Annotated in this window: 19 protein-coding genes; 12 read left to right on the top strand and 7 right to left on the bottom strand. The window is 64.2% G+C overall.

Annotated features, from left to right (window positions below; all coding sequences use genetic code 11):
* Positions 1-239 precede the first annotated feature (239 nt).
* The 9 genes from IN820_RS21190 to IN820_RS21150 all read left to right on the top strand — a co-directional run bounded on the left by IN820_RS21190 (position 240) and on the right by IN820_RS21150 (position 7,923).
* The gene (locus IN820_RS21190) at positions 240-1,346 is read left to right on the top strand and encodes a glycosyltransferase family 4 protein (RefSeq protein ID WP_193682869.1); all 1,107 of its coding nucleotides are present in this window, start codon (positions 240-242) and stop codon (positions 1,344-1,346) included.
* Between the two features lie 61 nt (positions 1,347-1,407).
* Positions 1,408-2,448, top strand: coding sequence for an acyltransferase family protein (locus IN820_RS21185; protein WP_193682868.1), 1,041 nt, complete (start codon positions 1,408-1,410; stop codon positions 2,446-2,448).
* A 71-nt stretch (positions 2,449-2,519) separates the two neighbouring features.
* On the top strand, positions 2,520-3,713 hold the full coding sequence (locus IN820_RS21180) for a glycosyltransferase family 4 protein (protein ID WP_193682867.1): 1,194 nt from the start codon (positions 2,520-2,522) through the stop codon (positions 3,711-3,713).
* 42 nt (positions 3,714-3,755) lie between these two features.
* The gene (locus tag IN820_RS21175; RefSeq protein WP_193682866.1) at positions 3,756-4,100 is read left to right on the top strand and encodes a hypothetical protein; all 345 of its coding nucleotides are present in this window, start codon (positions 3,756-3,758) and stop codon (positions 4,098-4,100) included.
* A gap of 38 nt (positions 4,101-4,138) precedes the next feature.
* Complete coding sequence (locus IN820_RS21170; protein WP_193682865.1) at positions 4,139-4,348, top strand: hypothetical protein; 210 nt, start codon at positions 4,139-4,141, stop codon at positions 4,346-4,348.
* A gap of 68 nt (positions 4,349-4,416) precedes the next feature.
* Positions 4,417-5,433 (top strand): glycosyltransferase, encoded by a 1,017-nt coding sequence (locus tag IN820_RS21165; RefSeq protein WP_193683006.1) that lies wholly within the window; start codon positions 4,417-4,419, stop codon positions 5,431-5,433.
* 51 nt (positions 5,434-5,484) lie between these two features.
* Positions 5,485-6,561 (top strand): acyltransferase family protein, encoded by a 1,077-nt coding sequence (locus IN820_RS21160; protein WP_408005256.1) that lies wholly within the window; start codon positions 5,485-5,487, stop codon positions 6,559-6,561.
* Between the two features lie 400 nt (positions 6,562-6,961).
* Positions 6,962-7,471, top strand: coding sequence for a hypothetical protein (locus IN820_RS21155; RefSeq protein ID WP_193682863.1), 510 nt, complete (start codon positions 6,962-6,964; stop codon positions 7,469-7,471).
* Between the two features lie 8 nt (positions 7,472-7,479).
* Positions 7,480-7,923: a DUF421 domain-containing protein gene (locus IN820_RS21150; RefSeq protein ID WP_193682862.1), complete on the top strand. Its 444-nt coding sequence runs from the start codon at positions 7,480-7,482 to the stop codon at positions 7,921-7,923.
* Positions 7,924-8,205: 282 nt separating this feature from the next.
* Here IN820_RS21150 and IN820_RS21145 read toward each other — a convergent pair whose 3' ends face one another.
* Both IN820_RS21145 and IN820_RS21140 read right to left on the bottom strand, forming a co-directional pair.
* Positions 8,206-8,928: a ferritin-like domain-containing protein gene (locus IN820_RS21145; RefSeq protein WP_193682861.1), complete on the bottom strand. Its 723-nt coding sequence runs from the start codon at positions 8,926-8,928 to the stop codon at positions 8,206-8,208.
* Between the two features lie 11 nt (positions 8,929-8,939).
* Entirely contained in the window at positions 8,940-10,109 is a 1,170-nt protein-coding gene (locus IN820_RS21140; protein WP_193682860.1) for a hypothetical protein, read from the bottom strand.
* 579 nt (positions 10,110-10,688) lie between these two features.
* On the opposite strand from IN820_RS21140, the gene IN820_RS21135 reads away from it, so the two are divergent.
* The 3 genes from IN820_RS21135 (at position 10,689) to tsaA (ending at position 13,525) form a co-directional block, all read left to right on the top strand.
* Complete coding sequence (locus IN820_RS21135; protein WP_193682859.1) at positions 10,689-10,988, top strand: DUF1652 domain-containing protein; 300 nt, start codon at positions 10,689-10,691, stop codon at positions 10,986-10,988.
* Positions 10,989-11,173: 185 nt separating this feature from the next.
* Positions 11,174-12,499, top strand: coding sequence for a 30S ribosomal protein S12 methylthiotransferase RimO (gene rimO, locus IN820_RS21130; protein WP_193682858.1), 1,326 nt, complete (start codon positions 11,174-11,176; stop codon positions 12,497-12,499).
* 318 nt (positions 12,500-12,817) lie between these two features.
* Positions 12,818-13,525, top strand: coding sequence for a tRNA (N6-threonylcarbamoyladenosine(37)-N6)-methyltransferase TrmO (gene tsaA / locus IN820_RS21125; RefSeq protein WP_193682857.1), 708 nt, complete (start codon positions 12,818-12,820; stop codon positions 13,523-13,525).
* Positions 13,526-13,535: 10 nt separating this feature from the next.
* Here the strand turns inward: tsaA and IN820_RS21120 are convergent, their stop codons facing one another.
* The 5 genes from IN820_RS21120 to IN820_RS21100 form a co-directional block, all read right to left on the bottom strand.
* Positions 13,536-16,073 carry a penicillin acylase family protein gene (locus IN820_RS21120; RefSeq protein ID WP_193682856.1) on the bottom strand — a complete coding sequence of 846 codons (2,538 nt, stop codon included), beginning with the start codon at positions 16,071-16,073 and terminating at the stop codon, positions 13,536-13,538.
* Positions 16,074-16,148: 75 nt separating this feature from the next.
* Positions 16,149-16,613, bottom strand: a complete 465-nt coding sequence (locus IN820_RS21115; protein ID WP_193682855.1) for a DUF2489 domain-containing protein — start codon at positions 16,611-16,613, stop codon at positions 16,149-16,151.
* A gap of 7 nt (positions 16,614-16,620) precedes the next feature.
* Entirely contained in the window at positions 16,621-16,809 is a 189-nt protein-coding gene (locus IN820_RS21110; RefSeq protein WP_193682854.1) for an SEC-C metal-binding domain-containing protein, read from the bottom strand.
* Positions 16,810-16,816: 7 nt separating this feature from the next.
* A complete protein-coding gene (locus tag IN820_RS21105; protein WP_193682853.1) occupies positions 16,817-17,314 on the bottom strand; it encodes an LEA type 2 family protein in 498 nt (165 codons plus the stop codon).
* Between the two features lie 152 nt (positions 17,315-17,466).
* On the bottom strand, positions 17,467-18,204 hold the full coding sequence (locus IN820_RS21100; protein WP_193682852.1) for an S-methyl-5'-thioinosine phosphorylase: 738 nt from the start codon (positions 18,202-18,204) through the stop codon (positions 17,467-17,469).
* Positions 18,205-18,214: the final 10 nt, after the last annotated feature.

Here is an 18,214-nt window from a genome sequence, read left to right as displayed (position 1 = left end):
GGAGCGGCACCGGAGCGAGGGAACCCCGGCGTAGCGGGGGCCGGATGTCGGGCGTGCTTTCTGGTTACTTTCTCTTTCGCGCCGGCCGGCGATCCGGAGCAAAGGGACAGTGACTCGGCCGGGGGGCCGAAACCCGCGCCATCAGGCCACTCGACAACGCGCTGAAACCGAGACTTTCACTCGACACGCCTGGGCCAAGCCCCAGACCGCCCATGCCTCACCAAGGGAGAACATCGACAATGATCGTCATCAACGCACGTTTCCTCACCCAGGAAACCCGCGGCGTGCAACGCTTCGCCGAGCAGGTCTGCCTGGAACTCGGGACCCTGCGCAAGGACCTGGTGTTCGTCGCACCGCATGCCATCCGCATGCGCGAAAGCGCCGACCGGCTGCAGGTTCGCCGCATCGGCCGCAACGGCGGCCATCTCTGGGAACAACTGGACCTACCGCTGTGGCTGGCGCGCAACGGCAATCCGCCACTGCTCTCGTTGTGCAACACCGCACCACTGCTGTATCGCAACCAGATCGCCACTCACCACGACATCACCTACGTACGCCATCCGGAAAGCTACTCGCGCGTCTTTCGCAGCCTCTACAAAGCCATCACGCCCCTGCTGCTCAAGCGCATCAAGGCCTTGATCACGGTCAGCGATTTCTCCCGCAGGGAAATCTCGCACCACTACGGCTACCCGAGCGAGAACATCTGCGTGATCCCCAATGCGGTCGCGCCAACGTTTCGCCCGTTCTATGCCAACGACCGCAAAAGCCACGCCACGCGCTATCTGCTGGCCGTTTCCTCGCCCAACGCGCACAAGAACTTCGCGCGCATGGTAGCGGCGTTTCTCAGCCTCGAGGGGTTCGACGACATCGAACTGCGCATCGTCGGCGACTCGCACTCGGTGTTCTCGGGCTCCGATTACAGCGTCAACGGCAACCAGCGTGTACGCATGCTCGGCCGCCTCAGCGACGAGGAACTGGTGGAGGAATACCAGGGCGCCACGGCATTCGTTTTTCCCTCGCTGTACGAAGGCTTCGGCATACCGCCGCTGGAAGCCCAGGCCTGCGGCTGCCCGGTGATCGCCGCACGCACGGCGTCGATTCCCGAAGTGCTCGGCGATAGCGTGCTGTATTTCGAGCCGCTGAGCGTCGAGGACATCGCCCGCTGCATGGGCCGCGTGCTGCAGGACGCCACCCTGCGCAACGACCTGCGCACCCTGGGGCTGGCGAACGTCGAGCGCTATTCATGGAAACGTTCGGCCCAGGGCGTTTCGCAGCTGATCGACCGGGCCCTGATCGGCAAGAGCGGCCAGCCGCGGCTCGCAGCCTGGTCCTCCGATCGTCCCTAGGGTCGCCAGCGAGTCGGCACGACGACCTTCCGGTCTCATCCCACATCTATCGAGGCGACCCATGGAACGCTTGGCGCATATCGACGCGCTGCGCGGCAGCGCAGTGATGCTGGTGGTTTTCCAGGCCCTGTTCGTGCCGCTGCTCGGCCAGCCCTGGCTGCTGCAGCACGCGCTGGACCCGGGACTGCTGGGCATGCTCTGGTTCGTGCTGATCAGCGGTTTCGTGGTGCCGGCGAGCCTGCGGGCCGACGCACGCCATTTCGTCACGCGCCGCTGCCTGCGCCTGTTTCCGGCCGGTGCCGTGGCGACGCTGCTCGTTGTCGCCGTGCTCGGGCCCGCGTCCGCCGGATTGTTCGCAGACGCCACGGCGACCGTCGCCAGCCCTCCGTTCGAGGTGCTCGGGGCTTGCGGACCGTTGCCTGTGGTGCTGGTGTTCTACCTGCTGTGCCTGGGGTTTCAGTGGAGCGGGCTGCTGCAGAGCGTGAGCCTGCGCTCCGGCTGCGCCCTGCTGCTGCTCGCGCTCGCCCTGCTGCTGGCGCTGGCCCGATACCTGTTCGCGATGAGCCTGCCGGTGACGCTGCCACTGGTGCTGTCGTTGATGTTCTTCGCCTCGGTGTGGCACGAGGCGCAGCATGAAGACAGCAGCTATGCCCGCCGACGGGCAAGGGAATATGCGCGGCATACGCTGCGCTTCTACGGGCTGGTACTGCCGGTGATCTTCCTCGCGGGCTGGGCCAGCGGCCTGGAGCCGGGCGAGAGCGGGTCGCGCTATCTGTTCACCTACGTCCTGGCCATCGGCGGGTTCCTGCTGCTGAGCAGCCGGTTGCCGCTGAGCAGCCCATTGCTGATCTGGCTCGGCGGCATCAGCTACTCGCTCTATCTGCTGCTGCCCACGCTGCAGCCGGCGGTGCACAGACTGACAGCCGGCCTGGACCTCGCCGGTGGCACCAACGCCCTGCTCGGCGCAGTACTCGGCACGCTGCTGGCACTGGCTGCCGCGCAGTTGTGCCGCCGCCTCGTCGAGCAACCCTTCATTCACCTCGGCAAACGCCTGGCTGGCCGGCGCAACGCGCAGCCGCTCATGCGGCTGCACTCGCGCTGACGGAACATCGCGCCTGGCCTGCAGCCGCAGGCATTCGCTATCCCACACATTCGAACAAGGAAGGTCATTCAATGAAAATCGCTATCGTTCATGACTGGCTGGTGACTTACGCCGGAGCCGAGCGGGTACTCGCCAGCCTGTGCGCGATCTGGCCGGAGGCCGATCTGTTCGCGGTCATCGATTTTCTCTCCGACGAGGATCGCGCCCATCTCGGCGGCAAGCGCGCGACCACCACCTTCATCCAGCAACTGCCCAAGGCCAGGACGCACTACCAGAAATACCTGCCGCTGATGCCGCTGGCCATCGAGCAACTGGACATGTCGCCTTATGACCTGGTCATCTCCAGCAGCCATGCCGTGGCCAAGGGCGTGCTGACCGGACCCAACCAGTTGCATGTCAGCTACGTGCACTCGCCGATCCGCTATGCCTGGGACCTGCAGCACCAGTACCTGCACGAGGCCAGCCTGGATCGCGGCATCAAGGCCAAGCTGGCGCGCATGCTGCTGCACTACATGCGCATGTGGGACCAGCGTACCGCCAGCGGCGTCGACGAATTCATCGCCAACTCGCACTTCATCGGGCGGCGCATCAACAAGAGCTATCGACGCCAGTCCACGGTGATCTACCCACCCGTGGATACCCGCCAGTTCCTCCTCCATGAAGACAAGGCGGACTTCTACCTCACCGCCTCGCGCATGGTGCCGTACAAGAAGATCCCGCTGATCATCGAGGCCTTTGCGGCCATGCCGGACAAGCGCCTGGTGGTGATCGGCACCGGGCCCGAGATGGAAAAGGCCCGGGAGGCCGCGGGCACCAACGTCATCCTGCTCGGCTACCAGAGCTTCGACGTGCTGCTGCACCACATGCAGCGCGCCAAGGCCTTCGTCTTCGCCGCCGAGGAGGATTTCGGCATTGCACCGATCGAGGCACAGGCCTGCGGGACGCCGGTCATCGCCTTCGGCCGCGGTGGCGTACTGGAGACCGTGCGCGGGCTCGACCAGCCCCAGCCGACCGGCGTGTTCTACCCCGAGCAGAGCGCCGCGTCGATCGTCGCGGCCGTGGCCCGGTTCGAGGAGCAGCGCCAGCGCATCAGCCCGCAGAACTGCCGCCGGAACGCGGAGCGCTTCGCCACCGAACGCTTTCGACAGGAGATCGAGGCATTCGTAGAAGCGCGCATCAGGGAAGCCGCGCTCCATGAAAGTCAGGATTCGCTACCCGCCCGGATACCCGGCGTGCAGGTCTACCCGGCCGCAGTGTCGCCGTGAAACACACCTGAACCACAACCGTACGTTTATGAGGCATCAAGGATGAATACCGCAACCCTATGGATCAGAGCCATCGGCACACTGGGCTTCGCCCTGTTGCTGAGCGCCGGGCCCGCCTGGGCAACCCCTGTGGCCGAAGCACTGGCCGCCAGCCCGCCTTTTCCGCATACGCGCGACGCAGCGGACACTGCCGGCTGCGATGCAGTCGGCGGCCCGAGCGTGATCGCCTTCAGCGGGTCGTCCGCCCAGGCCACGCGCAACTGCGCCTCGCCCTCCGGCAACCAGACGACGCCCCGACCACCCAGTTACCAGGGACGCCGCTTCGCCGAACCGACCTCGGGCGCGTTCCTGGGCCAGCCGATCGACAGCAGACGATATTCATTTTGATCAGGGCCGTATCGCCGGATACGGAGGGAGCACACAGCATGAGCACAGAAGGAAAGATCGGCGTTTCGCTGATCCTGGCGGACGGTTACTCCTACACGGAACTCATCCCTTGCCCGGACGCCCCGGACGGCACGCCGGGAGGCGGCTTCATCCGCATTTTCCATGCCTTCTTCGGCCCCGACGAAGAAGCCCCGGCACCGGCGGCCGACATGTCCCGCCCGCCGCTCACCACCCCCGAAAACACCTGAGGCCACTTCCCGTGCAGATCCAGCCACTTGCCCGACACCGCCGCCAGAGCGCCCAGATCATCGACTTCATGCCCAGCGAGGAACCGGTGAGGCGGCAGACCACCATAGTGACCGTGACCTACGGTGACCGCCTGGGTTACCTGCAACGCATGATCGAGCAGGCCTTCGCGTTCGACCAGATCGGCCAGGTGCTGGTGGTCAGCAACGCCTCCAACGCCCCGCTGGAGCAACTGCTCGAACGCTGGCCGGGGCGGGTCCGGATCATCCCGCTGGAGCGCAACACCGGTTCGGCCAACGGCTACGCCGTGGGGCTGGAGGCCGCGTTGCAGGGCGGCGCGCAATACATCTGGATGATGGACGACGACAATGCGCCCACCGCCTCGGCGGTGCGGATACTGCACCGCGAAATCGAACGGCTCGGCCAGCAACATGGCCAGGCGCGGGTCGCGGTGCTGGGGTTTCGCCCGACCCAGCAGGCGGACATCGCCACCGGCGTGCCGGCGCGGTTCGTCATCCAGCTGCGCTCCAGCTACTTCGGCTTCCACGTCGCACAACTGCCCTACAAGCTCTGGCGGCGCCTGCCCTGGGGCAAGCCGACGGGCAAGCCACCGCGCAGCATCGACCTGCCCTTCGCCCCCTACGGCGGCATGCTGGCGCACCGCAGCCTCTACCAGAGCATCGGCCTACCGCTACGCGAACTGGTGCTCTACGCCGACGATACCGAATACACCCGACGCATCACCGCCGCTGGCGGCAAGCTCTGCCTGCTCACCGAGGCGGTGATCGACGAACTGGAGCAGTCCTGGAACATCAAGGCGCATACCCGCAACATCTACGAGGCTTTCCTGCTCGGCAATTCGGATTTTCGCGCCTACTACACGGCGCGCAATCAGGCCTGGTTCGACACGTACATCTGGGTCGCCAGGCCCTGGATGTATCACCTCAACCGCTCGATCTTTCTCTTTCTGCTGCGCCAGTTCGCCCGTCGGCACCGCACGCCGCAACGCCTGGAGCTCATCGAACAGGCGATCCGCGACGGCGAAACCCGCAGCCTGGGCATGAGCAAAACCTTCCCGCTGCAGTGACATCCCCGCCTGATCACAAGCGATCCAGGCCCGAACCCGATCGAGAGGATCATGCCGATGCAGACGCGACCCCTGCAGCGCAGCGGGAACAACTTCGACTTCCTCCGTTTCTTCGCCGCATCGCTGGTGGTGGTCGGGCACAGTTACTGGCTCTCCGGCCGCGGCATGGTCGAACCGGTACGCCTGTTCAGCGGCAGCTACGACACCGCCGACATCGCGGTGCACCTGTTCTTCGTGATGAGCGGTTTCCTGATCGCCGGCTCCTGGCTCAACAGCCGCAGCGCCCTGGACTTCGCCGCGAAGCGGGCGCTGCGGATCTTCCCCGCACTCATCGTCGCGGTACTGTTCAGCGTGCTGGTGGTCGGTCCTCTGGCGACCAACCTGCCGCTGGGCCAGTACCTGAGCAGCGGCAAGACATTCGGCTATCTCGGCAACATGGCGCTGTTCACTCAGTTCCATCTGCCGGGCGTGTTCACCGCCAACCCCTTTCCCGACACCGTGAACGGCTCGGTGTGGACGCTGCCTTACGAAACCCTGATGTACGCAACGGTGCTACTGCTCGGCCTGCTGAAACTGTTCGGCGGCCGCGTGGCCCTGCTGGTACTGCTCGTGCTGTTCGCGGTGCACTTCTATCTGATCCCCGGGCTCGATCTGCAAAACGACCTGCTCTGGAAATTCACCCGGCTCGGCATCTTCTTCTACTTCGGCGTGGTGCTCTACCTGTACCGCTGGTACGTCCCGTGGAACTGGCGGATCGCCCTGGCGCTGCTCGCCCTGACCCTGCTCAGCGCCCGCACCGAACTGTGGCAGCCCCTGCATGCGCTGACGCTGCCATACCTCACCCTCTATGTCGCGCACCTGAAGATTCCACGCCTGTCGGGCTTCGGCAAGTACGGCGATTTCTCCTACGGCATCTACATCTTCAGCTTTCCGATCCAGCAGTTGATCATGCACTGGACCGGGCCGAGCATCCCGCTGCCGTTGTTCATGGCGCTGGGCCTGCTCGCCAGCATCCTGATGGCGGTGCTTTCCTGGCATCTCATCGAAGCGCCGGCGCTGGCATTGAAGCGCTACCTGCCCAAGCGCACGCCAGACGCCAGCGCCGCGGCGGCCGCGCCGAATCGCTAAGACCCGCGCAGTTCACGGCAATAGAAAGGTTCAGGCCCCGTTACGTGTTGCAACGCACACGGGTAGGTTGGCGCTGAGCGCAGCGAAGCCCAACAGGCATGGGCATGGCCATATAAAAAAAGCCCGCACGCGGCGGGCAGGAACCACAACTGCGGCCGAGAGGGGAAGCGGCGGTCGCGTGTAGTGGCATTATGATAGTAGCGTTTTGTGAAGCCTGTCACGCTTTTCACTTAGAGACTTTCGTCGATACCCGATTGGCCGAGACGGGTCGCACCCTGCCCTCGTTTGTGCAGGTGTGGAACCCGGACCCCAGGCGCGGCGTCCCATGTCAGGGTCTGTCGCCATTCGTTCGCGCCCGCGCTGAAACGTCAACAGACCCTAGCATGGGTTGGAGGGGCGTATGGCAGCTATCGATGACTCCATGGAAAACAGAAGTCACCCGATCAAGGAAGATATGCAGTTCCAGATCAGACTATGGCGCGTGGAGCGACTGGGATGGATACTGCTCGGCTTCCTCGTTCTCGCGACGCTGCTGGGCCTGTTCAGTACCGGCCCTCTGAGCAGAAGCCTGGCCGCCACCCCTTCCAGGGATTTGCAGGTCGAGTACCAGCGCTTCGAACGCAATGCCGCCGCCAGCAATATGAAGGTGCGCGCCAAAGCCGACGCTGCTGGCGAGGTCTGGCTGAATATCGAAGGCCAGTTCCTGGGCACCTTCACGATCGAGACGATCCAGCCCCAGCCGACGAAGTCCCACAGCACGGGGTCCGGTCTGAATCTGCAGTTCAAGGCCGACGACAGTGGCTGGATCGAGGCCTACTTCACCATCCGCCCTGACACCGTAGGCCCGTCCACGACTTCGGTGAAGTCGGCCGGGCAGCGCGTCAGTTTCTGGCAACTGATCTACCCGTAGGGTGGAATATGGATTCGGTTTTACGCGCCGCTGCGATCTACCTGATTCTGTTGGTGCTCTTTCGCATCGCGGGGCGTCGGACGCTATCGGAAATAACCAATTTCGACTTCGTCCTGTTGCTGATCATAGGCGAAGCGACCCAGCAGGCCTTGCTGGGCGACGACTTCTCCATCACCAACGCCACGCTGGTCATCTGCTCGCTGGTGATGATGAACATCCTTTTCTCGCTCATCAAGCAATGGTCGCCGACCGTGGCGAAGTACCTCGATGGAGAGCCGATGATCCTGGTCGAATACGGGAAGACCATCAAGTCCCGGCTGGTACGCGCACGAGTGGACGAGAGCGACATTCTCGAAGCGGCTCGCAGCACGCAGGGACTGGAGAGCATCAACCAGATCAAGTTCGCAATCCTCGAGAAGGATGGAAAGATATCCATCATTCCCCAGAGTTGATTTCCCGTAATAACAGCCATGTTTTTACCGAAAGCCGGATCAAGTAAAACCGGCAAGTCAAAAAAGGCTCTGTCCCAATTGCGTATTGCTCGAATTGTCGAGGTGTTCTGAGCGTCCGTAGGAGCGGGCCGTGCCCGCGAAGCTTTGCGCGCTGGAATATTCGCGGGCATGGACTCGGCGTCCCCGCCCTCTCCTACAGGGGGTACGTCTATCCGCAACAGCCAGCTCAGACATAGCCTAAAAAAAAGCGTACCCGAAGGTACGCCAAATAAAGTGACTGCCCTACTTGATATCGTTGATCAAATCCCGACGCACCATGGTCTTGATCTTGATCAGATGATCGTCCTCCTGAGCCTTGGCCTTGCCGAAGCCCTCGGCGAGGTCCGGATGGCCGCCAGCTTCGGCCAGTTCGATAAGCAGCTCCCAGGCCGCATTGTCCTCCAGCTCGATCGTCAAGAGTGCATTGAGCCCCTGTGCGACGTTGGTTCTCGGGTCCGTCAGCACCTGCATCACGCCGATGGACTTGACCGCGGCGACATCGGCGCAGGGCGTCTGTGCAGTGGGGTCCGCACCCAGGGTCTTGATGGCATCCTCGACCATCACCATGTGCTCGAACTCTTCGTCGCGAATATGCTGCAGCTCCTTCACCAGGTCCGAGCCGACTATGTTCATCGCCTTGACCTTGGCGATCATCGCGTCGTACAGGCGAACCCCGCTGCGTTCGAATGCCAGGCGCTCACCCAGCTTGTCGATCAGCACTTCAGGGCTCTTGCCCTTGATCATATCGAAGGTGGATTTGAGCATCCCCTTGACCGAGCCGGGAATCGGCACCGAGCCGATGCGCTCAGCTTCTTCATTGTGCTTGCTGCGCTCGACCATGAGCATGCGGTCGTCACCGGCCACGTCGGGATGCGTATGTTCGACGGCCTCCATCAGCCGCTGCGTATCTTTCGGGGACATCTGCACACCGGTAAAGTTGGTGCCAAGCTTTGCTGCAGTCGCCATGTTCGTTCTCCTCAGGAAACCTTGCGGAACAGTTCGCCACCCGGCGCCCACTGGTAACCCGCAGACACGATGTCCGATGCGAGCCCTTCCGAAGCCAGGTGGTTGCGATAGTCGAGCGAGCTTTTCGGCTCCTTGTCCTTGCCGACGTAGGCCGTTCCGGCACTGCGCAGATCGACTTCAGCCGCCAGGACCTGGCGCACGAAATCGCGCTGGCTCTTGAACTCCACCATCTTCGGCAGCGGGCCGGCCAGGATCTCCGCCGGGTCACGGCCCTCGATCCGCTTGAACCAATCGCAGGCGACGTTCAGATGGCCCAGTTCGTAGTCGAGGAAGCGCTCCCAGATCGCCTTGATCCGCGGGTTGGTTTCCTGCTCGGCACAGCTGGCGTACATGTAGACCTCCATCGCCTCGTGCACCAGCCACTTCTCGATATGGCTCTCGCTGGGGTCGGACAGCGAGCCATATTGGGTGACGTGCTGCTCTTCCACCGAGGCGATTTCGGCATAGAGCTGCCGCGCCAGGGGGTCGGCGAACAGTGGGCCGATGTTCTGGTAATAGTCATGGGTCTGGTATTCCGCGCCGGTGATCAGCGCCGCGTGAATCTTGGTGATCAGGGCGGCGGTGTTCTTCTCGTAGTTGTCGCGGATGTCGTTTTCCGGATGACGATGGTGTTCGGAACTCTTGCGCCCCGGGACGATGTCGGTATAGCCCTGCAGGATGTTGTTGGCATCCTTGCCTTCCAGGCGGTCGAGCATGGCCGAGTAGCGGTACAGGTGGTCGAAGTCTTCCAGCAAGCCGAAGCGGTAGGTCTGCGCCTGGTAAGGGTCGGGCTCGCTCTGCGCCACCGCGGCGGTGACCTCGATGGCCACCTGTTCGTAGGCGACGGTGGTTTCCAGCGGCGAATGGTCGGCACCGATCAACCAGTTGATCATGGTGGCCTGGTGCTGCTCGGTGCGGCGGATCTCGGCCAGCGGCAGGCGCAGCTCCTTGTTGAAGCGGGCGATGCCATGCTTGAGGCGCAGCGAATCGGTCTCCACCCCATTCATGAGGATGATGCGCACACGGGTGAACGCATCGTCATCCAGCTTGCTGATCGGCTTGCCGGCCATTTCCTTCCATGTGAATTTCTGTTTCTCCAAGGGCGTGCCTTTGTTGTCGAAAATCCCGGAAATGGTCTCCATGGAGCCTCCGTTGTCATATGTGGATATCAGGTAATCAGGAGGTCGCCGCCACCAATTGGGCGACCTTTAAAAGTGACCGGAGAGCCGCACGGAGAATTCAACAGTTCCCGCCCGGCGGCAGAGCATTCGGAACCGGCAGGACTGGGATGGGACGCCGGACGGGCCTGCCCCGCCGTCACGGGTCGCAGGATTGCTCGCTTCGCCGCTTGGCTGAAGGGGGTTACGCAGCCTTGCCCCACTCGTCGGATATGTTTCATCCAGAAACAATGGGCCGCTGGAAGAATCGTGGAACCACACACAAGTTCCCCGCAAACTCACTAAGCTTTCGTGCCTTGGGCTTTCGCTTATTGGCGTTGCGACATACCATCGGACGCATTTCCGCGTGCGCAGCCAATGGAGAAGCACGCGCGGCAATGAGCGAATAGGGCATCGATCCGCCGACTCGGCTGAGGTAAAAGAAACTTCCAGCCTGGCGCGAACCCGGGCTCCGACCTGCGGCCGATATTTACCGACAGGGTTTAAAGGACAGGTTGCATCGGTGAGAACGGATATTTCAGTAGCTCTCCCGCGGAATCGAGAATGCGTGCCCGCCATGGGAGTTCGGCGATGAAGTCGTTGCGATTGCCCGAGGCGTTCGATGCTCTTCGGGCGTATTTTCGCCCCCTCAGCTTTTATGCTGCGCTGGACTCACCAGCCTCCATCACGGTGATCATCCGAGACGACGCCAGGGTGAGTTGCACCCTGAGCGACATCCCTTGCGGGACATCACTGTCCCATGCCGAGCTTTTTCAGTTGATACGAACAATCGAAGCACAGCTGGAGATCACCCATCCCGGGCTCATGGAACAGATAGGTCGCCCCCGCGTAGTGAAGCAGTAGCCGCCGACAGACTGGCTCGATCCAGGCAGCGAACCTGTCCCGTCAGTCGTCCGCCTTCCCCATCGCTGCGTGTACCGCAGCTGACGACCGGCCTGTTCCCAGTCGCTTGGCAGAGACCGGAAAACCTCAGATAGCTGTATACTCGCGCGCTATTTTTTTCATGCCGTTAGCCGAGGCGGCCTGCAATGTCGAAGAAAGTTGGAAGTATTGGTTTCGTATCCTTAGGCTGTCCCAAGGCAACCGTCGACTCCGAACGCATCCTCACCCAGCTGCGCATGGAGGGCTACCAGATCGTGCCGTCCTATCAGGATGCCGACGTGGTGGTGGTCAACACCTGCGGCTTCATCGACAGCGCCAAGGCCGAATCGCTGGATGCCATCGGCGAGGCGATCGCCGAGAATGGCAAGGTCATCGTTACCGGCTGCATGGGCGTGGACGAGAACAACATCCGCGGTGTGCACCCCAGCGTGCTGGCGGTCACCGGTCCGCAACAGTACGAGCAGGTGGTCAATGCCGTACATGAAGTGGTGCCGCCGAACATCGAGCACGATCCCTTCGTCGATCTGGTGCCGCCGCAGGGCATCAAGCTCACCCCGCGCCATTACGCCTACCTGAAGATTTCCGAAGGCTGCAACCACACCTGCAGCTTCTGCATCATCCCGTCGATGCGCGGCAAGCTGGTCAGCCGCCCGGTGGGTGACGTGCTGTCCGAGGCCGAGCGGCTGGTCAAGGCAGGGGTCAAGGAAATTCTGGTGATCAGCCAGGACACCAGCGCCTATGGCGTGGACCTCAAGTACAAGCTCGATTTCTGGAACGGCCAGCCGGTCAAGACGCGCATGCTCGAGCTGTGCGAGGAGCTGGGCAGGATGGGCGTGTGGGTGCGCCTGCACTACGTCTATCCCTACCCCAACGTCGACGACGTGATCCCGCTGATGGCCGAAGGCAAGATCCTGCCGTACCTCGACATCCCCTTCCAACACGCCAGCCCCAAGGTGCTCAAGGCCATGAAGCGTCCGGCCTTCGAGGACAAGACCCTGGCGCGCATCAAGCAGTGGCGCGAGATCTGCCCGGAGCTGACCATCCGCTCGACCTTCATCGTCGGCTTCCCCGGCGAGACCGAAGAAGATTTCCAGTACCTGCTCGACTGGCTGACCGAAGCCCAGCTCGACCGCGTCGGCTGCTTCCAGTATTCGCCGGTTGACGGCGCACCGGCCGAGGTCATGGGCCTGGAACCGGTACCGGACGCGATCAAGCAGGAGCGCTGGGAGCGTTTCATGGCGCACCAGCAGGCGATCAGCGCCGCGCGCCTGCAGCGCAAGATCGACCAGGAAATGGACGTGCTGATCGACGAAGTCGACGAGGACGGCGCCATCGGCCGCTCCTGGGCCGACGCCCCGGAGATCGACGGCATGGTCTACGTCGACAGCGAACGGCCGCTGCAGCCCGGCGACAAGGTCCGCGTACGGGTAACCCACGCCGACGAATACGACCTCTGGGCCGAAGTGATCTGACCCTGCCATCCGACGCCCCGCACCCGCGGGGCGTTTTCGTTGTGGCGCCCGCTCGGCATTGCGGCTGCCGCTCGCAGGTTGGCCGGGCAGCGATCCGCGGGCGCGCCGCCGAGGCCCAACTCATATCGGGTGCGAGCCTGACGATCCGCTCGTTGGGCTTCGCTGCGCTCACCCAACGACCCGATAATCCGTCCCGGCCCTGCCCGATGTTCGGCAAGCGCAACGGGCGTTACACCGGACCCTTGCCGGCCCGATGCCCCTGAAGGGCCTTAACGGGTAAGATTTGCCGCCCGCCCCGTCCGTATCCAGGCCGCCTCAATGCCGCACAGCGTCTCACCCATCGGCTACGTCCGCTCCTGCTTCAAGGAGAAGTTCGCCATACCACGCCAGCCCCGCCTGGCCCCGGCCGCACGGGGCGTGCTGGAGCTGTTGCCGCCATTCGACAGTGGCGATGCCGTGGCTGGGCTCGAACAGGTCAGCCATGTGTGGCTGTTGTTTCTCTTCCACCAGGCCCTGGAGAGCGAACCCCGCCTCAAGGTGCGCCCGCCGCGCCTGGGCGGCAATCGCATGGTGGGGGTGTTCGCCACCCGCTCGACCCACAGGCCGAACGGTATCGGCCAGTCGGTGGTCAAGCTCGACGGGGTCGAGCCCGGACGGCTGCTCCTCTCCGGAATCGACCTGCTGGACGGCACCCCGGTGCTCGATATCAAACCCTACGTGCCCTATGCCGACGCCCTGACCGACGCGCGCAACGAGATGGCCAGCGCTGCCCCGGAAACCATCGCGATCGAGTGGTCGCAGGCCGGCTTGCGCCAGGCGCGCAGCGAGGCGCTACGCCTGGGTGAGCCGCTGGTGGAGCTCGTCGAACAGTGCCTGGCGCAGGACCCGCGCCCGGCCTACCAGAAGCCCGAGCCCGAGCGGCGTTACGGCGCGCAGTTCTGGGACGTGGACGTGCGCTGGCACTACCCCGCGCCCGGACGGATTCGCGTGCTCGAAGTGGCGCGGACGATGCCACAGCCCGACTGACGCCAGTGCCCTACTGGCCGGCCGGCGTCAACAACAGCCGCTTGCTGCCATAGACCTTGTCGAGATTCTGGACCTTGAACGGGAAGCTCACGTACTGCGCCTTCATCCAGGCCTCGATACCGTCGGCATAATGCGGGCTGGCCGGGTTGCCGGATTGCCCCGAGCTGTTCAGCCCGATCATCGGCTCGTCACGACCGAAGTCGACGATGATGCGCATCGCCGGGATCAGCCAGGTATCGAAGTCCATGCCCAGGCGATACGCCGAAGCGTTCAGCGTGCTGTGATCGCCGCCCATGGCGTAGGGCCCGCGGTCGAGGTAGCCGCGCAGGGCGTCGATGCCGCGGCGTTGCCCGGCCGGCATGTAAGGCGCCAGTTGCGTCGCTCCGGACGTCCAGGTGGCGCTGTGCAGCTTGCCCCATTGCCAGGCGCCGCGGTCGCTGCCGAGACGGCTCTCCAGCAGGCTCACCGCCGCAGCCAGGCTGCGCGCGAGGATCGTCGGCTTGTCCTCCCGCTGCGCGGTGCGCTGGTCGTCCCAGAACGGACTGTCCTCACGCCCGAGCAGATGGTCGGCCTGCGCCGAGTACGAGGTATTGCCGGCCTGTACCAGCGCACCCCAGGCCGGACCGTCCTCCGGCCCCAGTTCGTCGAGGAAGGTCTGCCGCGCGCTTTCATGCAGGAATGCGCCATACAGCGCGGCATCCGCCGAATCGGCCGCGAGCCTGCCGTCGAAGGCCATGAGCCTGTCGAGCGCTTCGCGCGCCCTCTCCCGCTCGCCGGCCGGCAAGGCGTCGATCGCCTGGCGCAGCGGCCCGGCCATGCCCGGGCCTTCGAACATGGTCCTGAGCTTGGCGGCGAACGGCGTGACCTGGTCGTACTGCATGGCGATCATGCTGCGGGTGTCGTGCTTGCCGCGCCCGGCCAGTTCCGCCAGCCGCTCGTAACGCTCCGGGCCGTACCAGGAGCTGGACAGCTGCATCCCGTAGCCGCGCGGCACGCTGCGCTGGTTGGCACTGCCGAGCCAGCCCTGGAGCGGGTCCTGGTCATAGGGATGGAGCATCGGATCGGCGAAGCCGTCCCAGTCATAGCGGCCGTCCCAGCCCGGCGAAGGCACCAGGCCAAGCCCCTCGCGGCGATTGGGGAAACGCCCGGTGACCTGCCAGCCGATGCCCTGCTGGTCGGCGAACACCACGTTCAGCGCCGCCGCGCGAATCTCGCGGGTCGCCTCGAACGCCTGGTCCACCGATTGCGCGCGGGACAGCTCGAAGAAGGCGTCCAGCGAACGATCCGCCTCGAATTGCGTGGTCTTCAGCGCGATGCCATAGCCACTGCTCAGTTGCAGCGGCTGCAAGGGATGCTTGCGCTCGCCGAGCACCGTGTTCAACAGCGGGCCGTTGCGGGTTTCGTAGACGGTCTCGCGGATCGGCCGCTCGCCCTTGATGAAGTAGGTTTCGTGGCGCTCGCGAGCCGGCAGCCACTTGCCGTCGGCCAGGTACATCAGCCGCGAGCCCTCGCGACGGGTCTGCTCCAGGTACAGATCCTGGCCGTCGCCCATGACCATGGTCATGCCCCAGCCGAGCTTGCCATTGAAACCCGCCACCACTGCGGGCACGCCCGCGAGGGTCACGCCGGCCGCCTGGAACTTCGGCGAGCGGATCTGCATGAAATTCCAGTACGAGGGCATCGACAGCGGTAGATGGGTGTCGTTGGCAAGCAACGGCTTGCCGCTGCGGCTGTTGCTGCCGGCGATCGCCCAGTTGTTCGAAGCGGCCACGCCGAGCGGGCTCAGTTCGGCCACCTGGCGGGCAGCCTGCTCGATGGCCGCGAGCCCCGGCACCTTGGCATCGAGCGCAAGCCCCTCGAGCTTGCCCGCCTCGTCGAACGGCAGCGCCTCGTCCGGGTAGATCGGCAGCAACCAGGCGAGCTTGTCGCTGCCTACTTTCTGCGCCAGGAGCAGCGCGGCGACCTCCTCCTGCAGATTCTGCGAGAGGCCGAAGTTGAGCAGGCAGAACACCAGCACCGAATCCTCGGCCTTCCAGTACTCGGGCGTGTAGCCGGACGCGGCGAGATCCATCGGCAGCTTGTCGCGATGGCGGAACAGATAGGCGTTGACGCCGCGAGCGTAGACCTCGAAGAACCGCTTCATGCGCGGTGACGCTTCGCGATAGAGCACCTCGGCGCTCTGGCGCAGGTTCACCGCGCGCATGAAGCGGTCGATCTCCAGCACGCCGGGACCGAGCATCTCGGCCAGGCGCCCCTGCGCCATCAGGCGCAGGCCGACCATCTGGCTGAGGCGGTCGGTGGCATGCACGTAGCCCATGGTGAACAGCGCGTCATGAAACGAGGAGGTTTCGATCAGCGGCATGCCGAGCGCATTGCGGCGGATGCTGGCACTGCCGGCCAAGCCGGTGAGCGGCTGAATCCCCTGCTCCGGCGGCAGGCTGGCGCTGTAGCGGTTATCCAGGTAGGCCTGGCAACCGGCGAGGCTGGCGACCCCGAATGCGGCCCCCAGGGCCAGGCGAAGCAGGGGGAATGGCAGACGCGAAAACATCGACGGCTCCTGTGCGAGCGTGCAGGGAAAAGCAGCTATCAGGTTAGAGGGCGCGCAGCGATGATGATCGAACGATCAGGCGGCGTCGCGGAATTTTGGCAGAGCCTCGTCGAGCAGCCAACGGGCCGAGCGACGGGCTTCGGCCTTGTGCTGCAATTCCAGCGCGCTGAAATTGGCTTCGTGGTGGCGCCGCTCGCGTTTGTCCAGCGCCTTCCAGGCAGCATGGGTCGGCACTTCCCTGGTCGCCTCGAAAAGCAGCTGGAAGACCTGGCAGCGCGGGTGTTGGCCAAGGCTGGCGTCGTAGTTGTCGAGCAGCACCTTGATGCGGATCGCGCCTTCGATCAACGGCAGCTGTTCATCCAGCAGGCAGCTGGCGAGAATCCGCAGGTCCTCCGCCAGCGCCAGCTGTTGCTGCGCGCGGGTCTGCGCCTGCAAGCGCTCGTTGCGCCAGACGCGGCGCCAGAGATACAGCGCATAACCGCCCAGCACGACGATCAGCAGCGCTCCGATCACGAACAGGCTCAGCGTCAGGGGCGTCATGGCGGGCTCAGGCGCCGTGGCACTTCTTGTACTTCTTCTGGCTGCCGCAGGGGCAGGGATCGTTGCGGCCGACGTCCTTCAACGGATTGCGCACAGGCTCTTGGCCGTGGCTGCAATGCGGGCCATGGACATGGTGGTGATCGTGGTCGTGGTCGTGGTTGCAGTCGGGACCATGCACGTGGGCTTCATGGTTCATCGGGGTACTACTCCGGAATAAAGTTGCCCGGGATTATCTCGCCATCGGTGGAAATGTGCACGCGCCGGCCCAGCATCAACCCGGTCTTGATCTCGCCATCGAGGCGGTAGTGGATCGGCCGGTCGGGCTTCTCCAACAGCCGCACGATGTATTTCATGTGGCGCCAGAGGTTGGTATGCACCGGCACCTCGTAATACTCGAAGCCGTTGGCCGGCACGGTCAGCCAGCCACTGGACTCGCCACTGGCCAGTTCGACGTCGTTGAGGTGCACGGTATAGACCAGGCCGCGGACCGGCAGGCTGCGGGCATTGGGGTTGTCGATGCGAAAGCGCAGCATGAACTGCTGTTCCAACAGCCTGGCCCGGATCACTTCGACCTTGGTGAGCTGGACCTCGGGGTCCTTGAAATCACCGCTGAACCAGGTGGAACAGCCCACCAGGCCGCCAAGCAGACTCAGCAACACCACCGTTTTCACTATTCTTATCGTGCGTGCCTGGCAAAACATTCCGGTACTCCATAGGACGGCCAAGTGTAGCAAGCAACATGCTTGCCGCAATGGGGCCCATCGCAAAATTACCAGTCTCGGGCTGCAGTATGACAAACAGGTTGCCATGATCCCGCCAGTTGCGCCGGCAAGGATCGTGGCGAACCCGCCACCTACCCCGCCAGTACCCGGGCGAGCACCGCACGGGCCTTGCCGATGCCCTCGCGCAACGCGGCCTCGATCTCGTCCATGGTGATCACGCCGCTCGACTTGCCCGCCGCGGGATTGACCACCAGCGCCAGGCAGGCATAGGGCAGTTCGAGTTCGCGGGCGAGCAGCGCCTCGGGCATGCCGGTCATGCCGACGATATCGCAGCCATCGCGCTCCATCCGTGCGATTTCGGCGACGGTTTCCAGGCGCGGCCCCTGGGTGCAGCCGTACACGCCATGACTGCTGAAGGCGAAGCGCTCGGCGGCCAGCGCCCCGATCAAGCGCTCGCGCAGCGACTCGTCGTAGGGGTAGCTGAAATCGACGTGGGTGACATGTTCGAGGTCATCCTCGAAGAAGGTGTGCGCCCGGCCGTAGGTGTAGTCGATCAACTGGTGCGGCACGCAGAAATGCCCCGAGCCCATCGCCGCGTGGATACCGCCCACCGCGTTCACCGCCAGCACGGCCTCGGCGCCGGCCTGCTTCAGCGCCCAGAGATTGGCGCGGTAGTTGACCTGATGCGGCGCAATCCGGTGCGGATGGCCGTGCCGGGCGAGGAACAGAACCTCCCTGCCGGCGTATTCACCGCGCAGGATCACCGCCGAGGGCGCCCCGTACGGCGTGTCGATGTGCTGGGCCTCGTGCAGGACGAAACCGCTCAGTTCGGTCAGGCCGGTACCGCCGATGATGGCATGGACAGTCATGGATGTTCCT

Source organism: Pseudomonas lopnurensis (assembly GCF_015070855.1).
GTDB classification, from domain to species: domain Bacteria; phylum Pseudomonadota; class Gammaproteobacteria; order Pseudomonadales; family Pseudomonadaceae; genus Stutzerimonas; species Stutzerimonas lopnurensis.
This window is presented reverse-complemented; position numbering and strand designations above follow the sequence as displayed.

Excerpts from the sequence above, each read along its gene's own strand:
- IN820_RS21190 (WP_193682869.1), top strand. The coding sequence starts at position 240 with ATGATCGTCATCAACGCACGTTTCCTCACCCAGGAAACCCGCGGCGTG.
- IN820_RS21185 (WP_193682868.1), top strand. The coding sequence starts at position 1,408 with ATGGAACGCTTGGCGCATATCGACGCGCTGCGCGGCAGCGCAGTGATG.
- IN820_RS21180 (WP_193682867.1), top strand. The coding sequence starts at position 2,520 with ATGAAAATCGCTATCGTTCATGACTGGCTGGTGACTTACGCCGGAGCC.
- IN820_RS21175 (WP_193682866.1), top strand. The coding sequence starts at position 3,756 with ATGAATACCGCAACCCTATGGATCAGAGCCATCGGCACACTGGGCTTC.
- IN820_RS21170 (WP_193682865.1), top strand. The coding sequence starts at position 4,139 with ATGAGCACAGAAGGAAAGATCGGCGTTTCGCTGATCCTGGCGGACGGT.
- IN820_RS21165 (WP_193683006.1), top strand. The coding sequence starts at position 4,417 with ATGCCCAGCGAGGAACCGGTGAGGCGGCAGACCACCATAGTGACCGTG.
- IN820_RS21160 (WP_408005256.1), top strand. The coding sequence starts at position 5,485 with ATGCCGATGCAGACGCGACCCCTGCAGCGCAGCGGGAACAACTTCGAC.
- IN820_RS21155 (WP_193682863.1), top strand. The coding sequence starts at position 6,962 with ATGGCAGCTATCGATGACTCCATGGAAAACAGAAGTCACCCGATCAAG.
- IN820_RS21150 (WP_193682862.1), top strand. The coding sequence starts at position 7,480 with ATGGATTCGGTTTTACGCGCCGCTGCGATCTACCTGATTCTGTTGGTG.
- IN820_RS21145 (WP_193682861.1), bottom strand. The coding sequence starts at position 8,928 with ATGGCGACTGCAGCAAAGCTTGGCACCAACTTTACCGGTGTGCAGATG.
- IN820_RS21140 (WP_193682860.1), bottom strand. The coding sequence starts at position 10,109 with ATGGAGACCATTTCCGGGATTTTCGACAACAAAGGCACGCCCTTGGAG.
- IN820_RS21135 (WP_193682859.1), top strand. The coding sequence starts at position 10,689 with ATGCGTGCCCGCCATGGGAGTTCGGCGATGAAGTCGTTGCGATTGCCC.
- rimO (WP_193682858.1), top strand. The coding sequence starts at position 11,174 with ATGTCGAAGAAAGTTGGAAGTATTGGTTTCGTATCCTTAGGCTGTCCC.
- tsaA (WP_193682857.1), top strand. The coding sequence starts at position 12,818 with ATGCCGCACAGCGTCTCACCCATCGGCTACGTCCGCTCCTGCTTCAAG.
- IN820_RS21120 (WP_193682856.1), bottom strand. The coding sequence starts at position 16,073 with ATGTTTTCGCGTCTGCCATTCCCCCTGCTTCGCCTGGCCCTGGGGGCC.
- IN820_RS21115 (WP_193682855.1), bottom strand. The coding sequence starts at position 16,613 with ATGACGCCCCTGACGCTGAGCCTGTTCGTGATCGGAGCGCTGCTGATC.
- IN820_RS21110 (WP_193682854.1), bottom strand. The coding sequence starts at position 16,809 with ATGAACCATGAAGCCCACGTGCATGGTCCCGACTGCAACCACGACCAC.
- IN820_RS21105 (WP_193682853.1), bottom strand. The coding sequence starts at position 17,314 with ATGTTTTGCCAGGCACGCACGATAAGAATAGTGAAAACGGTGGTGTTG.
- IN820_RS21100 (WP_193682852.1), bottom strand. The coding sequence starts at position 18,204 with ATGACTGTCCATGCCATCATCGGCGGTACCGGCCTGACCGAACTGAGC.